Genomic DNA, 24,255 nt, shown 5'->3' with positions numbered 1-24,255 from the left:
CCTCGCCGGGGGCGCCCGGGGGCCACCCCACCACACCCCCCCGCGGGCGGCCCCCCCCCCCCCCACGGCTCGATGTCGTTCTAGCAAGCGATGCACCCAAACCGGCCACCGCCAGTGACGGCGCATCAGCGCAATGCCAACACAGCCACCTCGGCCACCCGAAACCAGGTCAGCCACCGCCATATGCACTGACCCAGAACCAGGTGGGAGGGCGCTTAGCGCCCGACAGGCGGCGCCCGGCGACGGGCGCGGAGCGTCCGGCGACGGGCGCGGAGCGTCCGGCGCGGGACCGCCTCAGCTCGTCGCTTCTTCCAGCAGGTTGCGGGTGCGGTTCGGGTCGACCGAGATCCCGGGGCCCATGGTCGTGGTGAAGACGATCTTCTTCAGGTACCGGCCCTTGGCGGCCGACGGCTTGGCCCGGACGATCTCGTCCAGCGCGACGCCGTAGTTCTCGACCAGCTGCTCGGGGGTGAAGTTCGTCTTGCCGATGACGATGTGCAGGTTGTTCTGCTTGTCGATCTTGAAGTTGATCTTGCCGCCCTTGATGTCCTTGACCACCTTCGTGACATCCAGCGTCACGGTGCCGGTCTTGGGGTTGGGCATGAGGCCACGCGGGCCGAGGATCCGGGCGATCCGGCCGACCTTGGCCATCTGGTCCGGGGTGGCGACGGCGGCGTCGAAGTCCAGGAAGCCCTCCTGGATACGCGCGACCAGGTCGTCGCTGCCGACGATGTCGGCGCCGGCGGCCTCCGCCTCCGCGGCCTTCTCACCGGCGGCGAATACGGCGACCCGCGGCGACTTGCCGGTGCCGTGCGGCAGGTTCACGGTGCCACGGACCATCTGGTCGGCCTTACGGGCGTCGACACCGAGCCGGAAGGCGACCTCGACGGTCGCGTCGAACTTGGTGCTCGACGTCTCCTTCGCGAGGTTCACCGCCTCCAGCGGGCTGTACAGCTTCTCCGGGTCGATCTTCTCAGCGGCGGCGCGGTACGCCTTGCTGCGCTTCATCTCTGCTCCTCGTGGTACCGGCGGGCTCGCCGGGCCGGCGCCCGGGGCCCTCCCACTGGTGGGGGACTGACTACCGAACTACTGCTCGGCCGAACTGCTGCCCGGCCGGACTACTGCTCGGCCGGACTACTGCTCGACGACGATGCCCATCGACCGGGCGGTGCCGGCGATGATCTTCTCGGCGGCCTCGATCGAGGTCGCGTTGAGGTCGGGCATCTTGGTCGTGGCGATCTCGCGCAGCTGCGCGGCGGTCAGCTTCGCGACCTTGTCGCGGTGCGGGGTCTTGCTGCCCTTGTCGACCCCGGCGGCCTTGAGGATCAGCCGCGCCGCTGGCGGCGTCTTGGTCACGAACGTGAAGGAGCGGTCGTCGTAGACCGTGATCTCGACCGGCACGACGTTGCCAGCCTGCGACTCGGTCGCGGCGTTGTACTCCTTGCAGAACTGCATGATGTTCACGCCGTGCTGACCGAGGGCCGGGCCCACGGGGGGCGCCGGAGTCGCCTTGCCGGCGTTGATCTGGAGCTTGATCACCGCGGTGATCTTCTTCTTCTTGGGAGGCATCTCGTTTCTTCCTGAACTTCGACGGGGTTCCAGGGGTTGCCCCCTGGGCCAGCATCACGCGGGAGCCTGGGAGCGTCTCCCCGGAGGGAACGCGAACAGGCTGCCCCGATCGCGCCCGGCCCGGCGGCCACCGCGAGGGATCAGATCTTCGCGACCTGGTTGAACTGCAGGTCGACCGGAGTCTCGCGGCCGAAGATGGAGACCAGCACCTTCAGCCGCTGGGCATCCGTGTTGATCTCGCTGATCGTGGCCGGCAGCGTCGCGAACGGCCCGTCCATCACGGTGACGGACTCGCCGACCTCGAACTCCTGAACCTTGACCGGCTCGACCTTCTTCTCCTTCTTCGCCACCGGGGCGAGGATGGCGAGCACCTCCTCGCGGCGCAGCGGGGAGGGCTTGTTGGTCAGGCCGACGAAACCGGTCACGCCCGGCGTGTTACGCACCGCGGACCAGGACTGGTCGGTCAGGTCCATCCGCACGTAGATGTAGCCCGGGTACTTCTTCTGCATGACCATCTGGCGCTTGCCGTTCTTGACGACCGGCACCTCCTCGAGCGGGACCTCGATCTGGAAGATGTAGTCCTCCATGTTGAGGCTGGAGATCCGGGTCTCGAGGTTGGTCTTCACCTTGTTCTCGTAGCCGGCGTACGAGTGGATCACGTACCACTCGCCCGGCGCCTCCTCGAGGGCGCGACGCAGCTCGTCCGCCTCGTCCTCGTCCTCCTCCACCGCGGCGGGGCTGACGGTCGCGGGCGAGCTCAGGTCGGCCGGCGCGGCGGCGGTGCCGTCCTCAGCCAGCTCGGCGCCGGCGTCCGTGCTCGCCACCTCGTCGTTCTCGAACGCCGCGAGCGGGCTGAGGCGCTCGAGGGCCTCCCCCTGCTCGGAGGCGGCATGCTCGGGAGACTGGGACACGGGGACGATCCTTACTCGTATGGACGCCTCGTTGCGCACGCTCCGGAGGAAGCCGGTTCGCGCGCCTCTCGGCGGCTGCGCTGGTCGTGACTCGGACTCGTGACTCGGACTCGGGGCTCGCGGGGTTGCTGGTTCGCTGACCAGGCTGCTGACGTCGTGGACCGACTCGGCTGACTCGTCGTTTCCGGTGATACCCCGGCTCACGCCAGGCACCGGTCCGACCGGCCGTCGATCGAGCCGCCACGGCCCGCCACCCCCGGGCCGATCGGCGGGCCACCGGAGGCACCACGGGCGCCAGGCCTCCGGCCTCTCCGTGGACCGGTCAGCCGAAGACCAGGAGCACCAGCTTCGTGAGGCCGAAGTCGAGCGAAGCCACGATCGCGGTCATCACGGACACGAAGACCAGCACGACCACCACGTAGGTGATCAGCTCCGTCCGGCTCGGGTAGACGACCTTCCGCAGTTCCGCCACGACCTCGCGGTAGAACCGCAGCGGCGACGTACGACGCCGGCCGCCAGCCCGCGCGGGCGGCTTGGCCCGCGGTGCCGCCTCGCGCGTGTCGGTCGCCACAGCTCCACCACTCTCGATCGTCTGACCTGCGCAGGGGCGACAGGACTCGAACCTGCAACCGCCGGTTTTGGAGACCGGTGCTCTACCAATTGAGCCACGCCCCTAGAGCGACCCAGCCCGTCGATACCGACGACCACCCAGCCGGCGGAAGCCCCGGTGCCGCGCCACGGATACAAACCTAGTACGCGTGGTTAACCGGATCTTCAGCCAGCGGGCGCGTGTGCGCGCCGACGTTGACGGCCTGAGCGGAATGAGCATACCCCCTAGACGCCGCAACGCCGCGTCTAGGTGCCCACGGCGTCTCGCTCGGTCGCCGCCGAGGGCTGTGACGTGGCCGTTCGCGGACGCGGCTCGGCCCGGCGGCTGTGGCAGCATGGTCACCATGAGCAGGATCTCCCGCCGCATTGGCGGCATCGCTCCCTCCGCCACGCTCGCCGTGGACGCCACGGCCAAGGCGATGCGCGCCGCGGGCCGCGACGTGATCGGCTTCGGCGCCGGTGAGCCGGACTTCCCGACCCCGGACCACATCGTGGCCGCCGCGGAGAAGGCCTGCCGGGATTCCAAGATGCACCGGTACACCCCGGCCGGCGGTCTGCCCGAACTCAAGGAGGCCATCGCCGAGAAGACCCGGCGTGACTCCGGCCTGGCCGTCGAGCCGAGCCAGGTCCTCGTCACCAACGGCGGCAAGCAGGCCGTCTACGAGGCGTTCGCCACCCTGCTCGACCCGGGCGACGAGGTCCTGCTGCCCGCGCCCTACTGGACGACCTACCCGGAGGCGATCCGCCTCGCCGGCGGCGTGCCCGTCGACGTGGTGACCGGCCCCGAGCAGGGCTACCGGGTCACCGTCGAGCAGCTGGAGGCGGCCCGCACGCCGCGTACGAAGGTGCTGCTGTTCTGCTCGCCGTCCAACCCGACCGGCGCGGTGCACAGCCGGGAGGAGGTCCGCGCGATCGGCCAGTGGGCCCTCGAGGCCGGCCTGTGGGTCATCACGGACGAGATCTACGAGCACCTGGTGTACGGCGACGCGCGGTTCGCCTCGGTGCCGGTCGAGGTGCCCGAGATCGCCGACCGGTGCGTGGTCCTCAACGGGGTCGCCAAGACCTACGCGATGACCGGCTGGCGAGTGGGCTGGCTGATCGGCCCGGCGGACGTCGTGAAGGCCGCGACCAACCTGCAGTCGCACCTGTCCTCGAACGTCGCGAACGTGTCCCAGGCCGCCGCGCTCGCGGCGGTCGCCGGCCCGCTGGACGCCGTCGCCCAGATGCGGACGGCCTTCGACCGGCGCCGGCTCGCCATGCACGGGCTGCTCAGCGACATCCCCGGGGTGCGCTGCCCGCTGCCGGAGGGCGCGTTCTACGCCTACCCGTCCCTGCGGGACGTGATCGGCCGGACGATCCGCGGCAGGACGCCGAGCTCGTCCGGTGAGCTCTCCCAGCTCATCCTGGAGGAGGTCGGGGTCGCGATCGTTCCCGGCGAGGCGTTCGGCACCCCCGGCTATGCCCGGCTGTCCTATGCCCTCGGCGACGACGACCTCGCCGAAGGAGTCCGCCGCATCGCCACTCTGCTGGGCGAGGCGGCCTGAGGCGGTCGGCTCAAGGTCGCCCCAGGGGCGACCATCCGGACCTGCCAGATCACGACCTCCCAGATCGACTTCGTCGATCCGGCAGGGACCCCGTCCGCGAGCTCCGTCGATCCGGCAGGAACCCCGGCTCCGCCGTCGGGGCGCGGGGCGCCCCGACCAGACCAGATCCCGAGCAGGACCAGAAAGCCCATGCACGGTCCTGGTCCGGGGTCAGTTCCTGGCCGAGTTTCGTTCGCGAGTACCAGCGCCCCGAATCCGGCGGGGACCCGGCGACTCCGCCCGCCGGACCTGCACCGGGCCGGTGTGCACGTCCGGCGTCGGGCTGGTCATGGGTCGGGATCGTGGCTGAGATTCGTCGGGCGGCCGCTACGGCTGTCGAGGCGGGCCCGCCGCGTCAGGCGAGCTGAACCTTGGCCTTGGCCGCCATGAGGACCTTGGCGCCCTCGCAGCGGACCGTCAGGTTCACGACGACGCGGTCGTCCGGGAGCTTCTTCTCGACGGTGGCGCGGACCTCGACGACGGCGCCGGTGTCGTCGTTCGGGACGACCACCGGCGAGGAGAACTTCACGCCGTACTCGCGGATCGCGCCCGGGTCGCCCGCCCAGTCGGTGACGACCCGACCGGCGGTGGCCATCGTCAGCATCCCGTGCGCGATCACGCCGGGCAGCCCGACCTCGGCCGCGACCTTCTCGTTCCAGTGAATCGGATTGAAGTCGCCGGAGGCGCCCGCGTACCGGACGAGGTCGGCGCGCCGGATCGGGAAGCTTCGCGCGGGCAGCTCGGTACCGGTCTCGACGTCGTCGTACCGCGTCGCGGCGGCCCGCGCCGGCGTCGCCGCCACGCTGGTCGCCGCCACGCCGGTGGCGGCCGGCGCCTCGACGCGGACCGGCCCGGCGCCCGGGTCGGCGGTACCGCGCGAGACCAGGCCGCACAGCCCGGTCGCCACCGGTTCGCCGGTGGTCGTCCGGAAGTCATAGCCCGCCGTCAGGACCTCGTTGGTCGCGACCGTGCGCAGGCCGGTGAGCGTGGTCACCGCGGTCAGCTCGTCGCCGGCGACTACCGGGCGCAGCAGGGTGAAGCGCTGCTCACCGTGCACGATCAGCGAGAAGTCCATGCCGAAGTCCGGGTCGTCGACGGGCAGCCCGAGCTGGCCCGGGATCGCCGCGACGAGGAACGTCGGCGGCGCCACCAGGTCCGGGTAGCCGGCAGTCCTGGCAGCCTCGAGGTCGTGGTACAGCGGGTTGGGGTCCCCGATCGCGCGCGCGAACTGCCGGATGTGCTCACGTCCGACCAGGAACGGCCTGGTGGCGACGATCTCGCGCCCGACGAACGCCTGGTTCAGCGGCATGCACGGCTCCGATCCCTAAAGCGCCCCGCCTGACCGGGCTCCGCCATCCTTACCACTACCACGGGACCCCACCCGGCGGCCCCGGGCCGCCGCGGCGCGTCCACGGGCGGACGACCCACGTGGGGCGTCGGGATCCGGAGCCCGGTGCCGCGGGGCCGGACAGCGACCGGATTCAGGAAACACGACAAGGCCGACGACTTCACGTCGTCGGCCTAGCCGCGGTAAGAAAGAGTGCCGATCGAGCAGGTCTCGACCGCGAGGAGGCCGCCCTGACGGCGGCCTCGGGACTAGCGAGTCTCGCGGTGGTCCGTGTGCTTCCGGCAGTTCGGGCAGAACTTCTTCAGATCGAGACGGTCCGGGTCGTTGCGCCGGTTCTTCCGCGTGATGTAGTTCCGGTGCTTGCACACCTGACACGCCATAGTGATCTTCGGACGAACGTCGGTGGCGGCCACGGCGTGAGCCTCTTCCTCTATCGGTTACTAAACGGGCAAGCGCCGCGAAGCCGTACGGTTCCCTCTTCCAGCGGAACCCCACCGCTCCACGGCCGGCCACCCGACGGTGACCCCCCAGCCCAAGAGGCCAGGACCCCCACCCCAGCCGATACGCGAAGCGCGAGCCACCCGGGGGGTGTCGGGGGGCGAAGCCCCCTGACACGGGGGTTCCAGGGGGTCGCCCCCCTGGGCAGACATCAAGTCAACGGGAAGCTGCCCGAAGGGCAGCGAACAGGTTGACCGTAGCGGTGGCCGGACTTGAACCGGCGACACAGCGATTATGAGCCGCTTGCTCTGCCAGACTGAGCTACACCGCCTTGGACCGCCACGTACGGCGGGCGTTCCGACCGACAGCGTACCGGCTGGGTACGGCACGCGGCACCGAAATGATCAACGATCTAGAGATCGCGACCAGTCGCCCGGTGACGGCCGGACCGTCGAGCCCCTTTACGGAATCGAACCGTAGACCTTCTCCTTACCATGGAGACGCTCTGCCGACTGAGCTAAAGGGGCGTGCTCTCGTGCTCGCGCGGGACACACGTTACACGATGACAGGGCAGGAGTGGGAAGCGGGTTCACCTGAACCCGAGATGCATCCCACAGCGGGTTAAAGATCGCGATCGAGACCGCGAGCCGCTCCGGGCCGGCCACGCTCGCCACGCCGACGGGGCTCCCGAACTGGAGACGATGGCACGTCGGTGGGCGCGAGGCCGCCCGCCGCGTCGGGAAACGTCGCGACATTCCGAGTGGCCGCGACTGGGGACGTCGACAAACTCGCCGCGACCCGCGAACCGATTGCGCTGTGTAGCCATGGTGACGCTTAGCGTAGTCGTCGGCCGTCGCTGCCTGCCGACGCACGTGATCCGGGCAGCACGGCCGCGCTCCTCAGTGAGCAGACCTGAGCCGAACCCGCGAGCAGCGAGGGTTGCCCATGCGCCTCACGCACCACCCCGGCCGGCACCACCAGGACCTCGCCGCCGCCGGCGCGGCGGACCCGCTGCTACCAGGCGCCGGCCTCTCGTGGGCCGAGGACGGCGGCATCCAGGTGCCCGCCGGCACACCACTACCGTCCGGCACACCACTACCGCCTGGCGCGGCCCTCGCCTCCCACCCGGACGCCATCCCCCACCAGCGTCGCGCGCCCGTCCGAGGACTGCCACCCGCGCGGCTTCCCGCGGGCGACCGCCGGCCGGGCGACCGCCGGCCGGGACGCCGTCCACCTGGGCACCGTCCGCCGGCGCACGAGCGGGCCGCCCGGCCGCTGAAGGCCCCGGCCGCCGCCCGCGGCGCGGGAGGAGCCGCCGCGCCAGCCGACGAGGCCGGGCCGGCGGTCCGGCGCCTCCCCCGGGTGGCACTGGTAGCCATGACGGCGCTCGCGCTGTCCACGACGGCCACGGTGGCGACGGCCGCGCCGAACCCGGCGTGGCCCCGCGGTGTCGACGTGTCCTCCTGGCAGCACCAGAACGGCGCCTCGATCGACTGGAATGCGGTGAAGGCGGCGGGCAACTCGTTCGCCGTGATCAAGGCGACCGAGGGCACGACCTACACCAACCCGCACTTCGTCGCCGACCGGGCCGGAGCCCAGGCGGCCGGACTGGTGGTCGGGGCCTACCACTACGCCAAGCCCGCGTTGCCGATCTCCACCGCCGTCGACCAGGCTCGCCACTTCCTCTCGAAGGTGGGCGACACGAAGACGCCCGGCCAGCTCGCGCCCGTGCTCGACCTGGAGATCACCGGCGGTCTCAGCCCGGCCGACCTGACCGCGTGGGCGCAGGCGTTCCTGCGCGAGGTCGAGAGCCTGACCGGACGGCCACCGATCCTCTACACCTACCGGTCCTTCTGGACCGACAAGATCGCCAACACCTCCGCGCTCGCCAAGTACCCGCTGTGGTTCGCGATCTACAACGAGAACCCCGACCCGGGCTGGCTCCCCGGCGGCTGGCAGAAGTGGCTGATCTGGCAGTACACCTCCAGCGGCTCGGTCCCCGGCATCAGCGGGCGGGCGGACGTCAACGCGTTCTGCTGCGGCCCCGCGGATCTCGCCGCGAGCGCCGACGGCACCCGCGACGAGATCGCCGCCCGGTACGCGGCCGAGCCGCTGCTGCACCTCTCGCTCGGGGCACCCGTCCGGGCGGAGGGGCCAGCCGGCGGTGGCGGCCGGTGGCAGCCCTTCACGAACGGCCTGATGTTCTGGTCGGTCGACACGGGGACCAGGGCGCTGTTCGGCGCGATCGCGCAGAAGTACCTGGCCTACGGGGGCAGCAACGGCTCGCTGCGCCGGCCGCTGGAGGACATCTCGTGGACGTCCGCGCCCGAGGGCCTGCAGGCCGTCTTCGAGGGCGGGCGGATCTACTGGCACCCGGCGCTCGGCGCGTGGGTCGTGCGCGGCGAGATCCTCAACAGGTACCTGGCGCTCGGCGGCTCCGGCGCCTGGCTCGGGCTGCCGGTCAGCGACGAGTACGACGTGCCGGGCGGGCGGGAGAGCGCCTTCCAGCACGGCAAGCTCCGCTGGAGCTCCACGACGAACCAGGTCACGGAGATCCGGGAGCCCGCTCCCCCGCCCGCCGTTCCCTGAGCGCCGCGTCAGCCAGGGTTCGCCCGGTCTCGGACCCGTACGCCGGCGCCCCGCGCGTACGCCGGTGCCCCGCGCCCGTCGGCCCTCCTGGCCGGGTGGGCAGCGGGACGGGCGGGGCGGGCGCGTGGCCGCCCCGCCCCGTCTCGGCGGCCAACCCGCCCTGTCGTCAGTCGTCCCACAGGCGGGCGGTGTAGCGGCTGAGCCAGTGGGTGGTGAACCAGTTGGGATCCCAGTCCTCGTCCTCGACGTCGGCCAGGTTCCGCCAGGTGTAGGTCAGCGCGACCGAGGCGGGCCGCTCCCCGGCGTCGAGGACCGGACCGCCGACGCCGCTGGCGCCGGTCCCAGCACCGGGGACGGGAGCAGGCACCCGGACGGGATCAGGACCAGCTCCGGACACCTCGACAGCGACCGTGCGCAGCAGGTATGAGTCGCCCTCGAACGCGTCGAGGACGGACCACTCGGCCGGGGTCAGCCCGGACAGCACCAGGCCCAGGGCCCGCCCGCCGGCCGCCGGCACAAGTCCCGGGTACACGCGCCCGGGCAGCCGAGCCGCCCGCCACCCCGCCGCCACAGCCGGGGCCGTGGGCAGCCGCCGCCCGACGAGCCCCTCGACCACCGCCTCGAACATCAACGTGCCGTAGGCGAACAGCCCAAGCCCCGCGCGCTCGCCGACCGGGGCCTGCCCGCCGGCCGCGCCCATCACGTCGCTCATCCGTTCCGCTTCGCCGCGCCCGCGCCGTCGTCCCGGCTCATCCGTCCCCGCCCATTGGTCTCCTGCTTCGCCACCGCCCCGCTTCGCCCGGCCCGCCGATCCGTCCCCGCTTCGCCCGGCCCGCTCGGCGGACCCTCTCAACCACCAGACCATTCGGCCGCGGTGTCGGCCGCGGCAGGGACGAGAAGCGCGGGGACGTCGGCGACCGAGTCGACGACGTGGTCCGGGGCGGCGTCAGCGGCGGCGAGTGTCTCCTCGCGGAACTTGCCGGTGCGGACCAGGACGCCGGTCAGGCCCATCGCCTGCGCGCCCAGCACGTCGTGCGCCACGTCGTCACCCACCATCACCGCCTCGCCGGGCTCGACGCCGACGAGCTCGAGCGCCGCGCGGAAGAACTCGGGCGCGGGCTTGCCGACCACGCTCGCCCGAACGCCGGCCGCCTGCTCCAGGCCGGCCAGATAGGCCCCGGTGTCCAGGGCCAGCCCGTCGTCGGTCGCCCAGTAGAGGTTGCGGTGCAGGGCGACGAGCGCCGCGCCGTCGAGCACGTGCCGGAACGCCTCGGTCAGGGCCTCATGGGTGAACTCGGGTCCGGCCCCACCGAGGACGACCGCGTCCGGGCGCTCCCCGGGACCCGCGATCGGCACTCCGTCGAGATCCGGCGCGACGTCGCCGCTGTTGAGCAGGTGCACCCGGCCGCCGGGGTGCCGCCGGCGCAGGTAGGCGGCGCCGATCACGGCCGCGGTGATGATCTCGTCGTCCGCGACGCCGACGCCGACCGACCGCAGCGCCGCGCCGATCGAAGCCCTGGACCGCGAGGTGGTGTTCGTCAGGAAGGCCACCGCCAGCCCGGCCTCCCGGATCCGGCGCACCGCGTCCGCCGCCCCTGGCAGGGCCTTCCACGAGACGGTCAACACCCCGTCGATGTCGAAGAACACCGCCCGGCATGCCATGCCCGCACCGTAGCCCCCGCCACGCCCGCGGGAACCCGGACGCCAACCCCGGAACCCAGCCGTAACACCTGAGCGGAACCTGCTAGGCCGCGGCGTCGAGTTGGGCCCGCGTCAGGGTGGGGTGCAGGGTCAGTCCGAGGGCGGCCAAGCGGTCGGCGCCCCCCTCCTGGCGATCGATGACACAGACGACGTGCTCGACGATCGCGCCCTGCTCGCGCAGCACCTTCGTCGCGTCCAGCACCGCGCCACCGCTGGTGACGACGTCTTCGACGAGGACGACGTGACGACCCGCGAAATCGCCGCCCTCAGCGATCTGCCGGGTGCCGTACTCCTTGGCCTTCTTGCGGACGAAACGGGCCGGCAGGCCGGTGCGAGCCGAAAGCAGGGTGGCGAGGGGCACGCCGCCGAGCTCCAGCCCGGCGAGCAGCTCAGCGTCCGCGGGCACCAGAGGGGCCATGGCGGCGACGATGTCGGCGAGCAGCACCGGGTCCGCCTCGAAGCGGTACTTGTCGAAGTATTCGGTGCTTGTCTTCCCCGATCGGAGCACGAAGCTGCCGGTCAGCAGGGCCGCCGCCCGAACCCGGGCGGCCAGCGTCGCGGTGTCTGTCAAGGAATCGTCGGCCACGCCTGCCGACTGTAGCGATCGGCCGTCCTCACCCGCGTCCGCTCGACACCCGCGTCCGCGCGACCCGCGAAAGATCACGTCGGGCGCCGTGTTCGAGGTACGCCGGACGGCTGGACGATCGGGCGACCATGGCGGCGAGGACGCGGCGGGCCCGAGGACGCGGCGGGCCGGTGGCGGCGGTGACCGGCCGGGACCGACCATGGGCGGAGAACGACCGTGGGCATGGAAAAGGCCCCGGTGATCGTTCCGGGGCCTTGGACCTGCTGCATCACAATTGCTGGGGGGTGGTGGCAGGTGTTGGGTTCGAACCAACGTAGGCTGAGCCGGCGGTTTTACAGACCGCTCCCTTTGGCCACTCGGGCAACCTGCCGTGTCCTCGGAGAGCATACCGGGCCAGGCGGGGGTAGTGCGCCGGTGAGGTCCCCCACGCGGGGACACAGCCCGGGGAGCGGCGGTCCGCGCCCCTCAGACCGACTCCCGACAGGAGGCTCCTCGCCGTGGCGGACCCCTCGTTCGACATCGTCAGCAAGGTGGACACCCAAGAGGTTGACAACGCGGTCAACCAGACCGCCAAGGAGATCAAGACTCGCTTCGACTTCCGGGACACCGGAGCCTCGGCGACGCACTCCGGCGACTCGATTTCGCTCGCCGCGAACAGCGAGGAGCGGGTCAAGGCCGTGCTCGACGTGCTGCAGGAGAAGTTCGTCAAGCGCGGCATCTCGCTGAAGGCGCTGCAGTATGACGAGCCGAAGCAGACCGGCAAGGAGTACCGCCTCGCGGTCACCGTGTCCCAGGGCATCGCCGACGACAAGGCCAAGGCGATCGCGAAGAAGATCCGCTCCGAGGGCCCGAAGGGCGTCCAGGCGCAGATCCAGGGCGACCAGCTGCGCGTCACCGGCAAGAAGCGCGACGATCTGCAGGCCGTGATCCAGATGCTCAAGGCCGAGGACTTCGACGTCGCGCTCCAGTTCGTCAACTACCGCTGACGCCGACGGGCCCAGCCAGTCCAGGGCTTGTCCCCCGGTTCCTGGTCGGGCTCCTCCTGGAGCGCCCCGCCAGCGCGCCCACGAGAGTCGCCCCCTGGCGGCGTCCCGGGCTTCGGCGAAGCCGCTCGAAGACCAGCGAGCGGGACCCGAAGGCCAGCGCCCCGCCCGCCTCGGCCGGCGCACCCCGCCCGTGGGGGTAGCGGGCGGGGTGCTCGGCGGGACCGCGGGGGATTCGGTTCCGCCGGGTCATGCCGGCGCCTATCCAGAGTTCCCCAAAATGAGCCGCCTATTCGCGCTATGGCGACCTTCTTCTATCGATAGGGGTTCAGCCGGGCCATCTCCTCGAGGCGGGCGATCCGCTGGTCCATCGGTGGATGGGTAGAGAAGAGCTGGACGACGCCGCTCGAGCGGAACGGGTTGGCGATCATCAGCGACGAGACCGGGGCGAGGCGTGAGCTCGGGGCGAGCGGCCGGACCGCGGTACCGGCCTCGAGTTTGCGCAGGGCGTTCGCCAGGCCGATCGGGTCGCCGGTGAGCGTGGCGCCGGACTCGTCGGCCTGGTACTCGCGGGCCCGGCTGATGGCCAGTTGGATGATCGTCGCCGCGATCGGGCCGAGAATGATCAGCAGCAGCAGCTCGAACATGCCGGGGCCGTCCTCGTTGCGGCCACCGAAGATCGCCGCGAACTGCGCCATGTTGGCCAGGTAGACGATCACGCTGGCCAGCGCGCCCGCCACCGACGCGATGAGGATGTCGCGGTTGTGGACGTGGCTGAGCTCGTGGCCGAGCACGCCGCGCAACTCGCGGTCGTCCATCAGCTCCAGAATGCCCTCGGTGCAGCAGACCGCGGCGTTCTTCGGGTTGCGGCCGGTCGCGAACGCGTTGGGCGCGCTGGTAGGGCTCAGGTACAGGCGTGGCATTGGCATCCTGGCCCGCGTCGCCAGGTCGCGGACGATCGCGTAGAGGCGTGGCTGCTCGACCTGGCTCACCGGGTAGGCCCGCATGGCACGCAGCGCCAGCTTGTCGGAGAAGAAGTACGAGACGCCGTTCAGCAGGACGGCGATGACAAGCGCGATGACGAGGCCGCTACGGCCGAAGATGGATCCCACCGCCAGGATCGCGGCCGACAGCACTCCGAGTAGCAGTGCGGTCTTGAGACCGTTGAGATGAGACATGGCGTCCCGTTGTCCTGTCGTGTCAGAAGATTCCACCCAGCTCAACGCCGGACGCGTCGCCCGGCGTTCCCGTCCGCGCCGTAACGTCCCCGGCGCCCGGCTTGCGCGGGTCGCCCGGCTCGCGGAACCCGCCCACGGCGCCGGGCCGCTCCGGCTCGCCGCCGCCCGGCGGTCCCGCCGCCCGGCCGACGGGTGCCGGCCAGGTCGGTGGGCGTCGGTGTACCCGCCGGCCTCCGTTTTCATCCTGCGCATGGCCGGCCTCACCCGCAGCTCGGACCCCGCGGACGGTTCGGCTTCGCTTGCCGCTCACCCCGCCAGCCGCTCGTCGCTCACTCCGCCCACCACTCGCCTCGCCCCCGCTCGCCTCGCCCGCCACGGCCAGGGCGCGGTCAGGCCTCGCCGGTGACATCGAGGGCGGCGCGGACGGCGGTGGTGGACGGGGCGGGCAGCAGCCCGGCCGCTTCCAGGCGGCCGACGGCGAGGCGGGCCAGGGCCACGTAGGCGGGGATGACGCCGGGATCGGTCACGCGCAGGGCCGCGAGGTGGGCGGCGACCGTGCCGGCGTCGCCACGGCGCACCGGGCCGGTCGTGGCCGCGTCACCATCACGAAGCGCGTTGTCCAGTGAGACCCGCAGCAGCGGGGCGAGCGCCGCCCGCGCGTCGGTGACCCCGGCGGCGGCGAGCAGGTCGGCCGAGGCGCCGGCGAGCGCGGCCAGGTAGTTCGCGCCGAGCACCATCGCCGCGTGGTACAGGGTCCGGGCCTCGTCCGCGACCTCGACGGGCCGGCCGCCCACGTCCGCGACGAGCCGCAGGGCAGCGGGCAGCGCGGCTGGGTCGGCGGTCACGCCGAACGTGGTGCCCCGCAGGTGGGCGGCGTCGGCGGCCGGGTCCAGACCGGCCAGGCTCATGATCGGATGGATGGCCGCGCGCCCGGCCGCGCGCGCCGTCACCGGGGCGAGCGGCGCGAGGCCGTGGCGTCCGCTCAGGTGGACGACGACGGTCCCGGGGCGCGGGCCCTCCGGGTCGGCGGCGGAGGCGACGGCGGTGGCGACTGCGGCCAGCGCGTCGTCGGGGACCGCGAGGACGAGCACGTCGACGCGGGCCGCGAGCTCGGTCGCGGGCAGCGGGGCGGCGGCGGGGAGGTGGCGGCGCGCACGCGTGGCCGCGGCCGCCGAGCGCGTCGCCACACCGACGATCCGGTGGCCCGCGTCGGCGAGCGCGACGGCGAGCGCCGCCCCGGCTCGGCCAAAGCCGACGAATCCAATGTCGAGCGGGTCCGCGCCGGCCGAACCGGTGGCCGACGCGCTCGCCCCGGCGGGGTTGTCCGCGTCCATCGACCGATTCTCCCGCTGGTCGTGTCCGCTCGCGGATCGGTCGCCCGGGAGTTCACCGATGCGTCGCGGAGTTCACCGTCGGGCCACGAGTTCACCGGCGGGCCATGGAGTTCGCCGACGGATCGCGCATCGGCGACAGCGGGCCGTGGCGCGGCGTGTCATGCCGTGGCGCGGGGCGTCGGCGCGGGTGCCGCCGCGGGTCTGTCCGGGCGTCTCCCGGAGGGTGCCGCCCGGTCCGCTTGTGGGGTGTAGTTGGCCGTCCCGACGGACTGAAGAGACGAATCCCACACTGTGGGCAATGTCATCCCGATGAACCATGGTTGAGACACCGTGAATGGCTCTGGGTGGCTTGCGCCGAGAAGTGGTCGCGCCGAACCAGTCAGTGACAAATACCCGACACTGGAGGCATCCGCAGGGACGACTTGCGCGATTTCGCGGAGCCCGTGGCCATGCCAGCCAGCGGGAGGGAGCCGGGAACGCGCCACGATGAGGCGACCATGCCCCAGTCCTAGGGCACGCGGGCACCACACCAGCACGTAGAGTGATAACCGTACCGGCGAGCGGGGGCCATCCGGACGTGGCGGACGGCACGCGCGCCTGTGGACCGGGCGCCGCGATCCGCGCGCCCAAAAGGGCCGACAGGTAGGCTGGTCCGGTACCTGAGGAGGTTACTGACGGTGTCTGAGCAGGTCCGCGAGCAGGTCAGGGAGAGGGAGACCCGCCGGCTCGACCGAGTCGTCGTGCGGTTCGCCGGCGACTCCGGTGACGGTATGCAGCTCACCGGTGAGCAGTTCACGAGCGAGACAGCGGCGTTTGGCAACGACCTATCGACGCTCCCGGACTTTCCCGCCGAGATTCGCGCCCCAGCCGGTACGCCGGCCGGGGTCTCCGGTTTCCAGCTGCATTTTTCCGACCACGACATCATGACGCCCGGTGATGCGCCGGATGTCCTGGTCGCGATGAACCCGGCCGCCTTGAAGGCTTACCTGAAGGACCTTCCGCCGGGCGCTGACCTGATTGTGAACACAGATGCCTTCACGGGTGGGAACCTGAAGAAGGCCGGTTATACGGCGGACCCGCTCACCGACGGCACGCTGGACAAGTACCGCGTTCACAAGGTCCCGCTGACCTCGATGACCATCAATGCGGTGAATGCCGCCGACGGCGTCGCCGGCGCGGTCAACAAGAAGGAGGCCGAGCGCGCGAAGAACATGTTCGCGCTCGGCCTGATGAGCTGGCTGTACCACCGGCCGACCACCGGCACGGAGGACTTCCTCCGGCAGAAGTTCGCCAAGCGCCCGGAGATCGCCACCGCGAACATCGCGGCCTTCCGCGCGGGGTTCAACTACGGCGAGACGACCGAGTCGTTCTCGGTGACCTACGAGGTCGCGCCGGCCCGGATGAAGGCCGGCCATTACCGCCGTGTGTCCGGGAACCTGGCGCTGTCCTACGGCCTGGTCGCCGCCGGCGAGCTGTCCGGCCTGCCGGTCTTCCTCGGCAGCTACCCGATCACCCCGGCCTCGGACATCCTGCACGAGCTGAGCAAGCACAAGCAGTTCGGTGTCCGGACCTTCCAGGCAGAGGACGAGATCGCCGGCATCGGCGCCGCGCTCGGCGCGTCGTTCGGCGGCGCGCTCGGCGTGACGACGACCTCCGGTCCCGGCGTGGCGCTCAAGTCCGAGACGATCGGTCTCGCCGTCAGCCTCGAGCTGCCGCTGCTCGTCATCGACATCCAGCGCGGCGGCCCGTCGACGGGCCTGCCGACCAAGACCGAGCAGGCGGACCTGCTGCAGGCGATGTTCGGCCGCAACGGCGAGGCGCCGGTGCCGATCATCGCCCCGCGCTCGCCGGCGGACTGCTTCGACGCGGCGATCGAGGCGGCCCGGATCGCGACCAAGTACCGCACCCCGGTGTTCCTGCTCTCGGACGGCTACCTGGCCAACGGCTCCGAGCCGTGGCTGCTGCCGCTCCGGGAGTCGCTGCCGGAGTTCAGCGTCGAGTTCGCCACCGCGCCGAACCACGACGGCCCGAAGGGGCCGGAGTTCTGGCCCTACCTGCGCGACCCGCAGACGCTGGCGCGCCCGTGGGCGATCCCCGGCACCCCGGGGCTGGAGCACCGGATCGGCGGCATCGAGAAGGCCGACGGCTCCGGCAACATCTCGTACGACCCGGCCAACCACGACAGGATGGTCCGGCTGCGGCAGGCGAAGGTCGACGGCATCGCCGCCGACATCCCGCCGCTGGAGGTCGACGACCCGTCCGGTTCCGCCCGGGTGCTCGTGCTCGGCTGGGGCTCGACCTACGGCCCGATCACGGCGGGTGTCCGCCGGGTCCGGGCCAAGGGCCTGCAGGTGGCCCAGGCTCACCTGCGCCACCTCAACCCGTTCCCCGCCAACACTGGCGAGGTGCTGCGGTCCTACGACCGGGTGCTGGTGCCCGAGATGAACCTCGGTCAGCTGCGCACCCTGGTCCGGTCCGAGTTCCTCGTCGACGCGATCGGTTACAACCAGGTCCGGGGCATGCCGTTCAAGGCGGCGGAGCTGGCGGGCGTCTTGGAGGATGTGATCAACCAGTGACCGTCACCACCAACGGCAAGGTTGCCGCCGGGCGGGTGACCAACCGGCTGCTGGACCTGGTCCCCGCCGCCGCGGCCCCGCAGACCCGCAAGGAATTCACGTCGGACCAGGAGGTCCGCTGGTGCCCCGGCTGCGGTGACTACGCCATCCTCGCGACCGTCCAGGGCTTCCTGCCGGAGCTCGGGATCGCCCGCGAGAACGTCGTCTTCATCTCGGGCATCGGCTGCTCCTCACGCTTCCCGTACTACCTGAACACGTACGGCATGCACTCGATCCACGGCCGCGCGCCGGCGATCGCGACAGGCCTGGCCACCTCGCGGCCGGACCTGTCGGTGTGGGTCATCACCGGCGACGGCGACTCGCTGTCGATCGGCGGCAACCACCTGCTGCACGCGCTGCGCCGGAACGTGAACATCAAGATCCTGATGTTCAACAACCGGATCTACGGCCTGACCAAGGGCCAGTACTCGCCGACCTCCGAGGTCGGCAAGATCACGAAGTCCACCCCGCACGGCTCGCTGGACCGGCCGTACAACCCGACGTCGCTGACGCTCGGCGCGGAGGCGACCTTCGTCGCCCGTTCGGTCGACTCGGACCGCCAGCACCTCACCTCGGTGCTGCGCGCCGCCGCGGAACACCCCGGCGCAGCCTTCGTCGAGATCTTCCAGAACTGCAACATCTTCAACGATGGCGCGTTCGACAGCCTCAAGGACCGCGACACTCGCGACGACGTCACGCTGCGGCTGGAGCACGGCCAGCCGCTCGCGTTCGGCGCCGACAGCGGCAAGGCGGTGCGCCGGGGCGCGGACGGCGGTCTGGAGATCTGCGCGGCCACCGACGCGGGCGTGCTCGTCCACGACGCGCACGCCGTCGACCCGAGCCAGCAGTTCGCCCTGTCCCGGCTGACCGGTGACACCCACGGCGTCACCCCGATCGGCGTCTTCCGGGACGTCGACGTGCCCAGCTACGACGAGGAGCTGAACGCTCAGATCGAGCGGGCCCAGCAGCGCCAGGGCAAGGGCGACCTGATGTCCCTGATCGCCGGCAAGGAGACCTGGACCATCGCCTGACCGTGAACTGAGAGAACCTCCGGCGACGGCCGGGGTCGGCGCACCCGCCGGCCCCGGCCGTCGCCGTCTCAGCCGTCCTCGTCTCGGCCGTGGCCGGCCCGGCCGTCGCCGTCTCCGCCGTCGCCCGCTGGGTCGCCACCGTCCCGGCCGCGCCGGGCCGGCGCGGTCCGCGAAACGCGACTCGCGAACCACGCGATCCCACCGGCCACCCGATTCATGGCGCGGCGGCACGCCGACTACGGGGAGGCCACGGACATCACGCACAACTCGCCCGTAGTGTCAAGGTCGCGTCGCTCCGGACGAACTAAGGTCGTAGTGGACCCGTCACGAGGCGACGGTGTCCCGGTCCACGGCGCAGCGCCGGGAATCGCCGCGACGGCGGGAACCGGCCCTTCTTCCGAAGGGTCTCGCGGCCTGTCCTGGTCCGGTCTTCTTCGGCGCGGGGACGCGGAGGCTTGCCGGTGATGAACGCCAACCCGGCCGACCCCATCGGCCCGGACGACGCCGATCCCGAGAACGACACGATCTGGAACGCCTCGGCCCGGCCCCCGTTGGCCGGCGGCTGGCCCGTTCCGCCTCGTTATCCGCCGGGCGCCGCCCTGCCCCGGGATCCCTCCCGGATCGGCGACCGGGCTCCCGGCGGATCCGGGGTTCCCGCCCAACCGGCCTCGCCGGCCGAGCAGGGCTGGAACCCGATCCCGACGGTGGGCGGTCCGGCAGGCCCGGACGGGTTCACCCCGAGCGACACCAGCCCTATCCCGATCGGCCCGCTGTACCTGCACACCCCCTACCGGGAACGGGCGGACGAGTCGCCGGCCCCGGTCGACCGGGCCCCCAGGCCGAGGGCCGACGCCGAGGTCCCACCCGGGCGCGCGGCGCCCGAGCACCCGGGCCCGCCTCAGCCACAGCCCAGGCCCTGGTCGTGGTTCCGACCCGCCGAGACCGCGCACGCGCCGCCGGAGAGCGCGCCACCCCCGCACCCGTCCCGCCCGGAGCCGATGAGTCCTCCTGGCGCGCCGTACCCGGGTGCCCAGGCACCCGCCCCGGCCAGTCCCTTCCCGGCCGGTCAGCCGGGCTATTACCCGGCGCCGGTCTACCAGCCGGTCTACTTCCAGCCGGTGTACCTCCCGCCGCCGCCGACTGTCGGTTTCGTGCCGACCGATACTGGGTCTATCCCGATCCCACCGTTTCCGGAGACCCCGCAGGCAGTGACGCCCTATCCGGGCCAAGCACCAGGCACGCCGTATCAGCAGCCGCCACCGAGCCTTCCCGACGGGTCAGGCCCGTTCTATTCCGGCCAGTCGACCGGCGGCCCGCACTACCCGGCCCCGGGTCATCAGCCGCCCTTCGGGGCCTACCAGTCGGCGGCGCACCAACCGCCGCGAGGGGGTGACATGGCGTTTCCGGATGAGCCCACCGCGCCGACCGGCGGTCTGCCGATCCCCCTCCCGCCGCCGTCCCCCGGCCCTGGCGGTCACGGGTCCTGGCCCGCCAGCCCGGGTGGCCACCCAGGCGCGCCGGCCGTACCGGCGCCGCCAGCCTCGGGGCAGGCACCGACTCCCAGCCAACCGCCGACTCCCAGCCAACCGTCGGTTCCAGGCCAACCGTCGGCTTCCGGTCAGCCGCCGGCGGTAGCGGGGTCGCCGGGCGCGCCGGCGGACGGCGCCGACGGCTCGCCGTCCATCGGCCCAGCCCCGGCGCCGGCCCTGGCGGCGGGCTCGACGGCGCCCGCCAACAGCGCGCCGGGCGACGCGGCGGGTGACGCGGCGGGCGGCACTGCCTCGCCGGGCGGCGGGGCGGCCACAGCCCAGGACAACGGCGAGGACGAGCGGCAGTGGCGCCGGCAGCGCGTCGCGCTGCTCGCGGCGGGCCTTGTCGCCGCCGCCGTGATCGTCGCGACCCTCGTGCTGACCCTGCTCATGGGCGGGGACGATGTGGATCCACGGACGCCGCCCCCCGGGCAGCCGAGCGCGACGAAGAGCTATCCCTTCCCGGTCTTCGATCTGACCCGCCGCGACGCCCCCGCGCCCCGGGCGGGCGGCGGCGCCTCCACGGCCGCGCCAGTGCCGGGCGCTCCGGGAGCCCCGCCCGCGCAGGGAGGATGACCCCCCTCGCGCGTCGCGCGGCGGTTATTCGGCTGGCGGCATCCAATGACCGAAGGGGGGTACGTCCGGTTGATCCGGATCCGGTATGGTCATGGTGCGCGTGGGGGTACGCGCGGTGTCGCCCGGGGGGGTACACACCATAGGCCGGAGGCTCCGTGCTTAGTCGCAGCTGGCACAGTCAGAACGTCCGACACCATGGGTCCTCGGATGGGCGTCGTATGGCGTCCGACCGTGGCACCGCGTCCGCCGGGATCCGCCGTGGCTAACCGCGGCTGGCAGCCGTGGCCCGAGGCCCGCGATGCCTACTCGGCCAGCCATGAAGGCTGGTCCTCCGCCGCCCTTCAGGAGAGCACCGTGACCGGGGTGCTGACCCCTCCGGGCATGCGGATCCCGCCGCCACCACCGGTGCTCCCGCCTGGCGAGCTGGACACGGTGACCGGCCCGATCTCGATGAGCGGCTCGGCGTACCGCCTCGACGGGCCTCCCGCCCCGGCCGGCGACCACCATGGTTACGGCGATCATCATGGCCACGGCGGCCACTACGGCTACAGCTACGAGGACTACCTCGGCTACGCCGGCCCCGCCGCCCACGGCTACCAGGACCCGGCCGTCGACCAGCACCCGGCGGACGGCGGCTACCCGGACTACGACTACGACTTCACGGGCCTGGACGACGCGCCCTACGACGACGAGCCGGATGGTGGGACCCCCTCCGCCCCGGCCGGCGGCCAGTTCATCGCCGCGACGCCGGCCGCGCGCGCCTCGCTCAGCGCGGCCGTCGGCAACCAGGCGATCCGGGACGCGCGGCTGCCCGGCGACCGGAGCCGCGAACCGCACGCCAAGGGCGACGACGCCCGCCGGGCGAACGGGGGGCAGCGCCCGCCCGGCGCGCACCGGGCCCCGGCGGGCCGCCCAGGGACCGCCCGCAACCGGCTCGCGATCATGAGCACGGCGTCGCTCGCGGGGCTGTCCGCGCTCGTCGGCACCGCGGTGCTGTCGACCGACACCGGGCCGCTCACCATCCCGACCGATCCCGGCGGCACGACGACCGACCAGTGGCCGTCCGCGCGGGCGACCGGCAGCCTGGACTCGTCGGCCACAAGTCCGACGCCGGTCAAGCCGGCGCTCGCCCCGGCCGCGCCCGACCAGTCCCCGGCCGGTGACCGGGACCAGCCGTCCACCACGGCCGGCGACCGCTCGTCCTTCGCTGACGACGACTTCGATTCGACCGGTTCCGGGTCGACCGCCGAGCGGACCTACCTGCCCGACGGCACCCCGATCCCGATCGTGCCGCTCCTCCCCCGGGACTCCGCGGCCGCCGAGGTGCCCGTGGACCTCACGGCCTCGCCCACGGCGCCGCAGGCGGCCCCGTCGAGCACGCCGAGCGACGACCAGGCCTACACCAGCTTCGACTGGTTCGGGCTTGGGAGCCTGGTCGACGAGGCCGAGGAGGAGCCCGCCACGACGGCTCCGTCCCAGCCGCCGACGACCGGGCAGGGGCAGCCGAGCGCCCCGACGAGCACGCCGACGACCGCGCCGCCCGCCGATCCCGGCACGCAGACCACCCCTGGCGCGCAGGCGACCCCCACCGCTCAGGCCCCCGCGGGGGCGCAGGCCGACACGGGCGCCCAGGCGGCCGGGAACGGCTCGGTGGCGAGCCAGCCGGCCGCGGAGCAGGACGAGGTCCAGGGACAGCCGCAGGGCTCGACGGCGGCCACGACCGAGCCGGCCACGACCGAGCCGGCGACCACGGAACCGACCGCGGCCGGCTCGCCGCCGCCGCCCGCGGACCCGTTCGTCGTGACCAGCCCGGACCCGGCGTCGGAGGACACGTCCCCCGACGCCGCGGTGCTCGACTGGATCTACTAGCTCCCAGACAGGCGAAGGCCCGGTCCCGCTCGCGGGGCCGGGCCTTACGCCTTTTCGGGCCGTTCTTACTGGCCGGACTGTCCGGGGGTTCCTCGCCGGTCACGCCACGCGGGCCGCGCCGGTGATGACGCGCGCCCGTGGGCGTCTGCGCGCGGCCCGGGCGGCCGGGCCCTGGTCAGCCGGTGCGGGCGATGACGATGTCGGCGAGGCTTCCAGCGCGGTCTGGGCCAAGTCGCCGGCCATCGACTCGCGCGGCCGGTCAGTGCGTCACGGCTGCGCCGCCAAGGCAACGGGCCGCCCGTCCGTGGCCGAGGTCCTAATCGCCAACCGGCTGACCTGCCCGACCGCGATGGTCCGGGTCGCCGACTGGGCCGCGGCGCGGGCGTCCGTGCTTCTCCGTTCCTGATCGGTATGTCTCGCCGGAGGCTCGGTGCGCGGCCCACCCAAGCAGGGCGAGGGCGGCGAGCAGCGTAAGGTGGGCGCCGGTCACCCGGCCTTCGGCGTCGCGGGCCCGCGACGCCGCCCAGAACGCTGCCCAGCCGGCGGCCGTGGCCAGGACCGCCCCCGCGCCCACGGCCAGGGCGCGCCACGACGGCCGGCTGGAGGCCACCCCTCGCGTCGTTGCCGCCAGCGGTTCGGCGGTGAGTGCGGCGAGGACCGCGACTGTGACGGCCAGGCGGGCCGCGGTGGTCAGGTGCGGTGTCACCAGGAGCCAGCTCGCGATGGTGGCGACCGCGGCGGCGGCGTCACCGCCGGGGTTGAGCACCAGCAGCGGGGCCGCGAGCAGGAGCAGGTAGTGGCTCCATACGATCGGCGAGGCCAGCAGCGCCGCCGCCACCGTCGCTGCGAACATCAGCCGCTCGTCCCCGGGCCACGAGGCCGCCGCACCTCCCGGCCCGTCCCGGCCGTCGTCGTCACCGCCCGGAGCCGCGGTCGGCCGCGCCGACCGGAGAAGGCAGGCGACCAGCAGGCCGCCCGCGACCGCGCGAGCGGCCCAGGAGGCCGCCGGGCCGAGGCCCGCGTTCAGGAGAAGCCCGGTGAGGGCCAGGCCATCGGGCGCCTCCTCTCGGGCCAGCGCGTCGAGCATGCCTACATAGGTGCCGAGACCGACCGGGCTGACCAGCTCGGTCACCGCGAACAGGACGACGAGCGCCGCCCCGCAGGTCGCCGTCGCCCGGTATCGGCCCGTGACCAGCAGCCACAGGGCCACCGGGAGGAGGAACAGCTTGCTGTAGGCGAGCAGCGCCGCGACCAGGCCCGCGGGCACGGGCTGGTCCCGTAGCCGCCACAGCATGGCCGACCCGGCGAACAGCAGCGGGCTGAGCGTCCCGTGCTGCAGGCCGGTGATCGCGCATGAGGCCACCGGCACGAGGGCGTAGACGCGCCATGAGCGCGCGCCGGCCAACCCGCAGCCCGCGAGAACGGCCAGCGTCGACAAGCCGACGAACAGCTCCGGCCCGCCGCTCGGGAGCAGGGCCAGCGGAACGAACAGCACGGCCATCAGATACGGGTAGACGAACGCGGAGCCCGAGTAGACCTCCTCCGTGCCCGGCGTTGGGTACGGGTCGCGGCCGCCCAGGACCGCGTCACCCGCCCGGAGGAAGACGTTGACGTCGTAGTGGGCCTGCGGGTCCACGTACACGAGCCAGTTCGCCACAAGCAGCGCACCGACCACCGGCACACCGTGGACGGGCCACCCGGCCGGCACCAGCCGGCCCAGGCGACGCGCCCACCCCATCAACGCCAGGAATGGTCCTACCGATATCACTGTCGTGGGTCAGCGCTCAGTCGCAGCCCCGCCACCGC

Annotated in this window: 19 protein-coding genes, 4 tRNA genes and 1 pseudogene; 7 read left to right on the top strand and 17 right to left on the bottom strand. The window is 72.6% G+C overall.

Annotation, left to right across the window (positions count from 1 at the left end; all coding sequences use genetic code 11):
* Positions 1-294: 294 nt before the first annotated feature.
* The 5 genes from rplA to I6A81_RS07430 all read right to left on the bottom strand — a co-directional run bounded on the left by rplA (position 295) and on the right by I6A81_RS07430 (position 3,155).
* Entirely contained in the window at positions 295-1,008 is a 714-nt protein-coding gene (gene rplA, locus I6A81_RS07450) for a 50S ribosomal protein L1 (RefSeq protein ID WP_203002715.1), read from the bottom strand.
* A gap of 126 nt (positions 1,009-1,134) precedes the next feature.
* Positions 1,135-1,569 carry a 50S ribosomal protein L11 gene (rplK, locus tag I6A81_RS07445; RefSeq protein WP_203002716.1) on the bottom strand — a complete coding sequence of 145 codons (435 nt, stop codon included), beginning with the start codon at positions 1,567-1,569 and terminating at the stop codon, positions 1,135-1,137.
* 140 nt (positions 1,570-1,709) lie between these two features.
* Complete coding sequence (nusG, locus tag I6A81_RS07440; RefSeq protein ID WP_203002717.1) at positions 1,710-2,480, bottom strand: transcription termination/antitermination protein NusG; 771 nt, start codon at positions 2,478-2,480, stop codon at positions 1,710-1,712.
* A 322-nt stretch (positions 2,481-2,802) separates the two neighbouring features.
* Entirely contained in the window at positions 2,803-3,051 is a 249-nt protein-coding gene (gene secE / locus I6A81_RS44740; RefSeq protein ID WP_203002718.1) for a preprotein translocase subunit SecE, read from the bottom strand.
* A gap of 31 nt (positions 3,052-3,082) precedes the next feature.
* Positions 3,083-3,155: transfer RNA gene (locus tag I6A81_RS07430), tRNA-Trp, on the bottom strand.
* Positions 3,156-3,424: 269 nt separating this feature from the next.
* On the opposite strand from I6A81_RS07430, the gene I6A81_RS07425 reads away from it, so the two are divergent.
* Positions 3,425-4,633 carry a pyridoxal phosphate-dependent aminotransferase gene (locus I6A81_RS07425; RefSeq protein ID WP_203002719.1) on the top strand — a complete coding sequence of 403 codons (1,209 nt, stop codon included), beginning with the start codon at positions 3,425-3,427 and terminating at the stop codon, positions 4,631-4,633.
* A 394-nt stretch (positions 4,634-5,027) separates the two neighbouring features.
* Here I6A81_RS07425 and I6A81_RS43065 read toward each other — a convergent pair whose 3' ends face one another.
* From I6A81_RS43065 to I6A81_RS07405, 5 genes and pseudogenes are all read right to left on the bottom strand, one after another.
* Complete coding sequence (locus I6A81_RS43065; protein ID WP_307874521.1) at positions 5,028-5,474, bottom strand: MaoC family dehydratase; 447 nt, start codon at positions 5,472-5,474, stop codon at positions 5,028-5,030.
* Between the two features lie 57 nt (positions 5,475-5,531).
* Positions 5,532-5,981, bottom strand: a pseudogene (locus tag I6A81_RS43060) (MaoC family dehydratase N-terminal domain-containing protein); the annotation flags it as partial.
* 287 nt (positions 5,982-6,268) lie between these two features.
* A complete protein-coding gene (gene rpmG, locus I6A81_RS07415) occupies positions 6,269-6,400 on the bottom strand; it encodes a 50S ribosomal protein L33 (RefSeq protein ID WP_238428982.1) in 132 nt (43 codons plus the stop codon).
* Between the two features lie 315 nt (positions 6,401-6,715).
* Positions 6,716-6,789: transfer RNA gene (locus I6A81_RS07410), tRNA-Met, on the bottom strand.
* 123 nt (positions 6,790-6,912) lie between these two features.
* Positions 6,913-6,985 (bottom strand) — tRNA-Thr (locus I6A81_RS07405).
* A gap of 418 nt (positions 6,986-7,403) precedes the next feature.
* Between I6A81_RS07405 and I6A81_RS07400 the strand changes: the two genes are divergently transcribed.
* Positions 7,404-9,047 carry a GH25 family lysozyme gene (locus I6A81_RS07400; RefSeq protein WP_238428978.1) on the top strand — a complete coding sequence of 548 codons (1,644 nt, stop codon included), beginning with the start codon at positions 7,404-7,406 and terminating at the stop codon, positions 9,045-9,047.
* A gap of 166 nt (positions 9,048-9,213) precedes the next feature.
* Here the strand turns inward: I6A81_RS07400 and I6A81_RS07395 are convergent, their stop codons facing one another.
* From I6A81_RS07395 to I6A81_RS07380, 4 genes are all read right to left on the bottom strand, one after another.
* The gene (locus I6A81_RS07395; RefSeq protein ID WP_238428979.1) at positions 9,214-9,759 is read right to left on the bottom strand and encodes a gamma-glutamylcyclotransferase family protein; all 546 of its coding nucleotides are present in this window, start codon (positions 9,757-9,759) and stop codon (positions 9,214-9,216) included.
* A 137-nt stretch (positions 9,760-9,896) separates the two neighbouring features.
* Positions 9,897-10,709 (bottom strand): TIGR01458 family HAD-type hydrolase, encoded by an 813-nt coding sequence (locus I6A81_RS07390; protein WP_203002722.1) that lies wholly within the window; start codon positions 10,707-10,709, stop codon positions 9,897-9,899.
* 82 nt (positions 10,710-10,791) lie between these two features.
* Positions 10,792-11,334, bottom strand: coding sequence for an orotate phosphoribosyltransferase (gene pyrE, locus I6A81_RS07385; protein WP_307874520.1), 543 nt, complete (start codon positions 11,332-11,334; stop codon positions 10,792-10,794).
* A 285-nt stretch (positions 11,335-11,619) separates the two neighbouring features.
* A tRNA-Tyr gene (locus tag I6A81_RS07380) sits at positions 11,620-11,704 on the bottom strand.
* 127 nt (positions 11,705-11,831) lie between these two features.
* Between I6A81_RS07380 and I6A81_RS07375 the strand changes: the two genes are divergently transcribed.
* On the top strand, positions 11,832-12,320 hold the full coding sequence (locus tag I6A81_RS07375) for a YajQ family cyclic di-GMP-binding protein (RefSeq protein WP_203002723.1): 489 nt from the start codon (positions 11,832-11,834) through the stop codon (positions 12,318-12,320).
* 311 nt (positions 12,321-12,631) lie between these two features.
* Here the strand turns inward: I6A81_RS07375 and htpX are convergent, their stop codons facing one another.
* Together htpX and I6A81_RS07365 are read right to left on the bottom strand one after the other, a co-directional pair.
* Entirely contained in the window at positions 12,632-13,495 is an 864-nt protein-coding gene (gene htpX, locus I6A81_RS07370; protein ID WP_203002724.1) for a zinc metalloprotease HtpX, read from the bottom strand.
* A 389-nt stretch (positions 13,496-13,884) separates the two neighbouring features.
* Positions 13,885-14,829, bottom strand: a complete 945-nt coding sequence (locus I6A81_RS07365; protein ID WP_203002725.1) for a Rossmann-like and DUF2520 domain-containing protein — start codon at positions 14,827-14,829, stop codon at positions 13,885-13,887.
* 677 nt (positions 14,830-15,506) lie between these two features.
* Here I6A81_RS07365 and I6A81_RS07360 point away from each other — a divergent pair.
* From I6A81_RS07360 to I6A81_RS07345, 4 genes are all read left to right on the top strand, one after another.
* Complete coding sequence (locus tag I6A81_RS07360) at positions 15,507-17,405, top strand: 2-oxoacid:acceptor oxidoreductase subunit alpha (RefSeq protein WP_203002726.1); 1,899 nt, start codon at positions 15,507-15,509, stop codon at positions 17,403-17,405.
* Entirely contained in the window at positions 17,402-18,475 is a 1,074-nt protein-coding gene (locus tag I6A81_RS07355) for a 2-oxoacid:ferredoxin oxidoreductase subunit beta (protein ID WP_203002727.1), read from the top strand. Before I6A81_RS07360 ends, I6A81_RS07355 begins: the two co-directional genes overlap by 4 nt.
* A 464-nt stretch (positions 18,476-18,939) precedes the next feature.
* Positions 18,940-20,580 (top strand): hypothetical protein, encoded by a 1,641-nt coding sequence (locus I6A81_RS07350; protein ID WP_203002728.1) that lies wholly within the window; start codon positions 18,940-18,942, stop codon positions 20,578-20,580.
* 258 nt (positions 20,581-20,838) lie between these two features.
* On the top strand, positions 20,839-22,449 hold the full coding sequence (locus tag I6A81_RS07345; RefSeq protein ID WP_203010135.1) for a hypothetical protein: 1,611 nt from the start codon (positions 20,839-20,841) through the stop codon (positions 22,447-22,449).
* A 316-nt stretch (positions 22,450-22,765) separates the two neighbouring features.
* On the opposite strand, the gene I6A81_RS07340 is transcribed toward I6A81_RS07345, so the two are convergent.
* Complete coding sequence (locus tag I6A81_RS07340; protein WP_307874519.1) at positions 22,766-24,124, bottom strand: glycosyltransferase family 87 protein; 1,359 nt, start codon at positions 24,122-24,124, stop codon at positions 22,766-22,768.
* Between the last annotated feature and the right edge of the window lie 131 nt (positions 24,125-24,255).

This window comes from Frankia nepalensis (assembly GCF_016786325.1).
Classification (GTDB): Bacteria; Actinomycetota; Actinomycetes; order Frankiales; family Frankiaceae; genus Pseudofrankia; species Pseudofrankia nepalensis.
The sequence above is the reverse complement of the archived record's forward strand: the minus strand, read 5'-3'. Positions and strand labels throughout refer to the sequence as shown.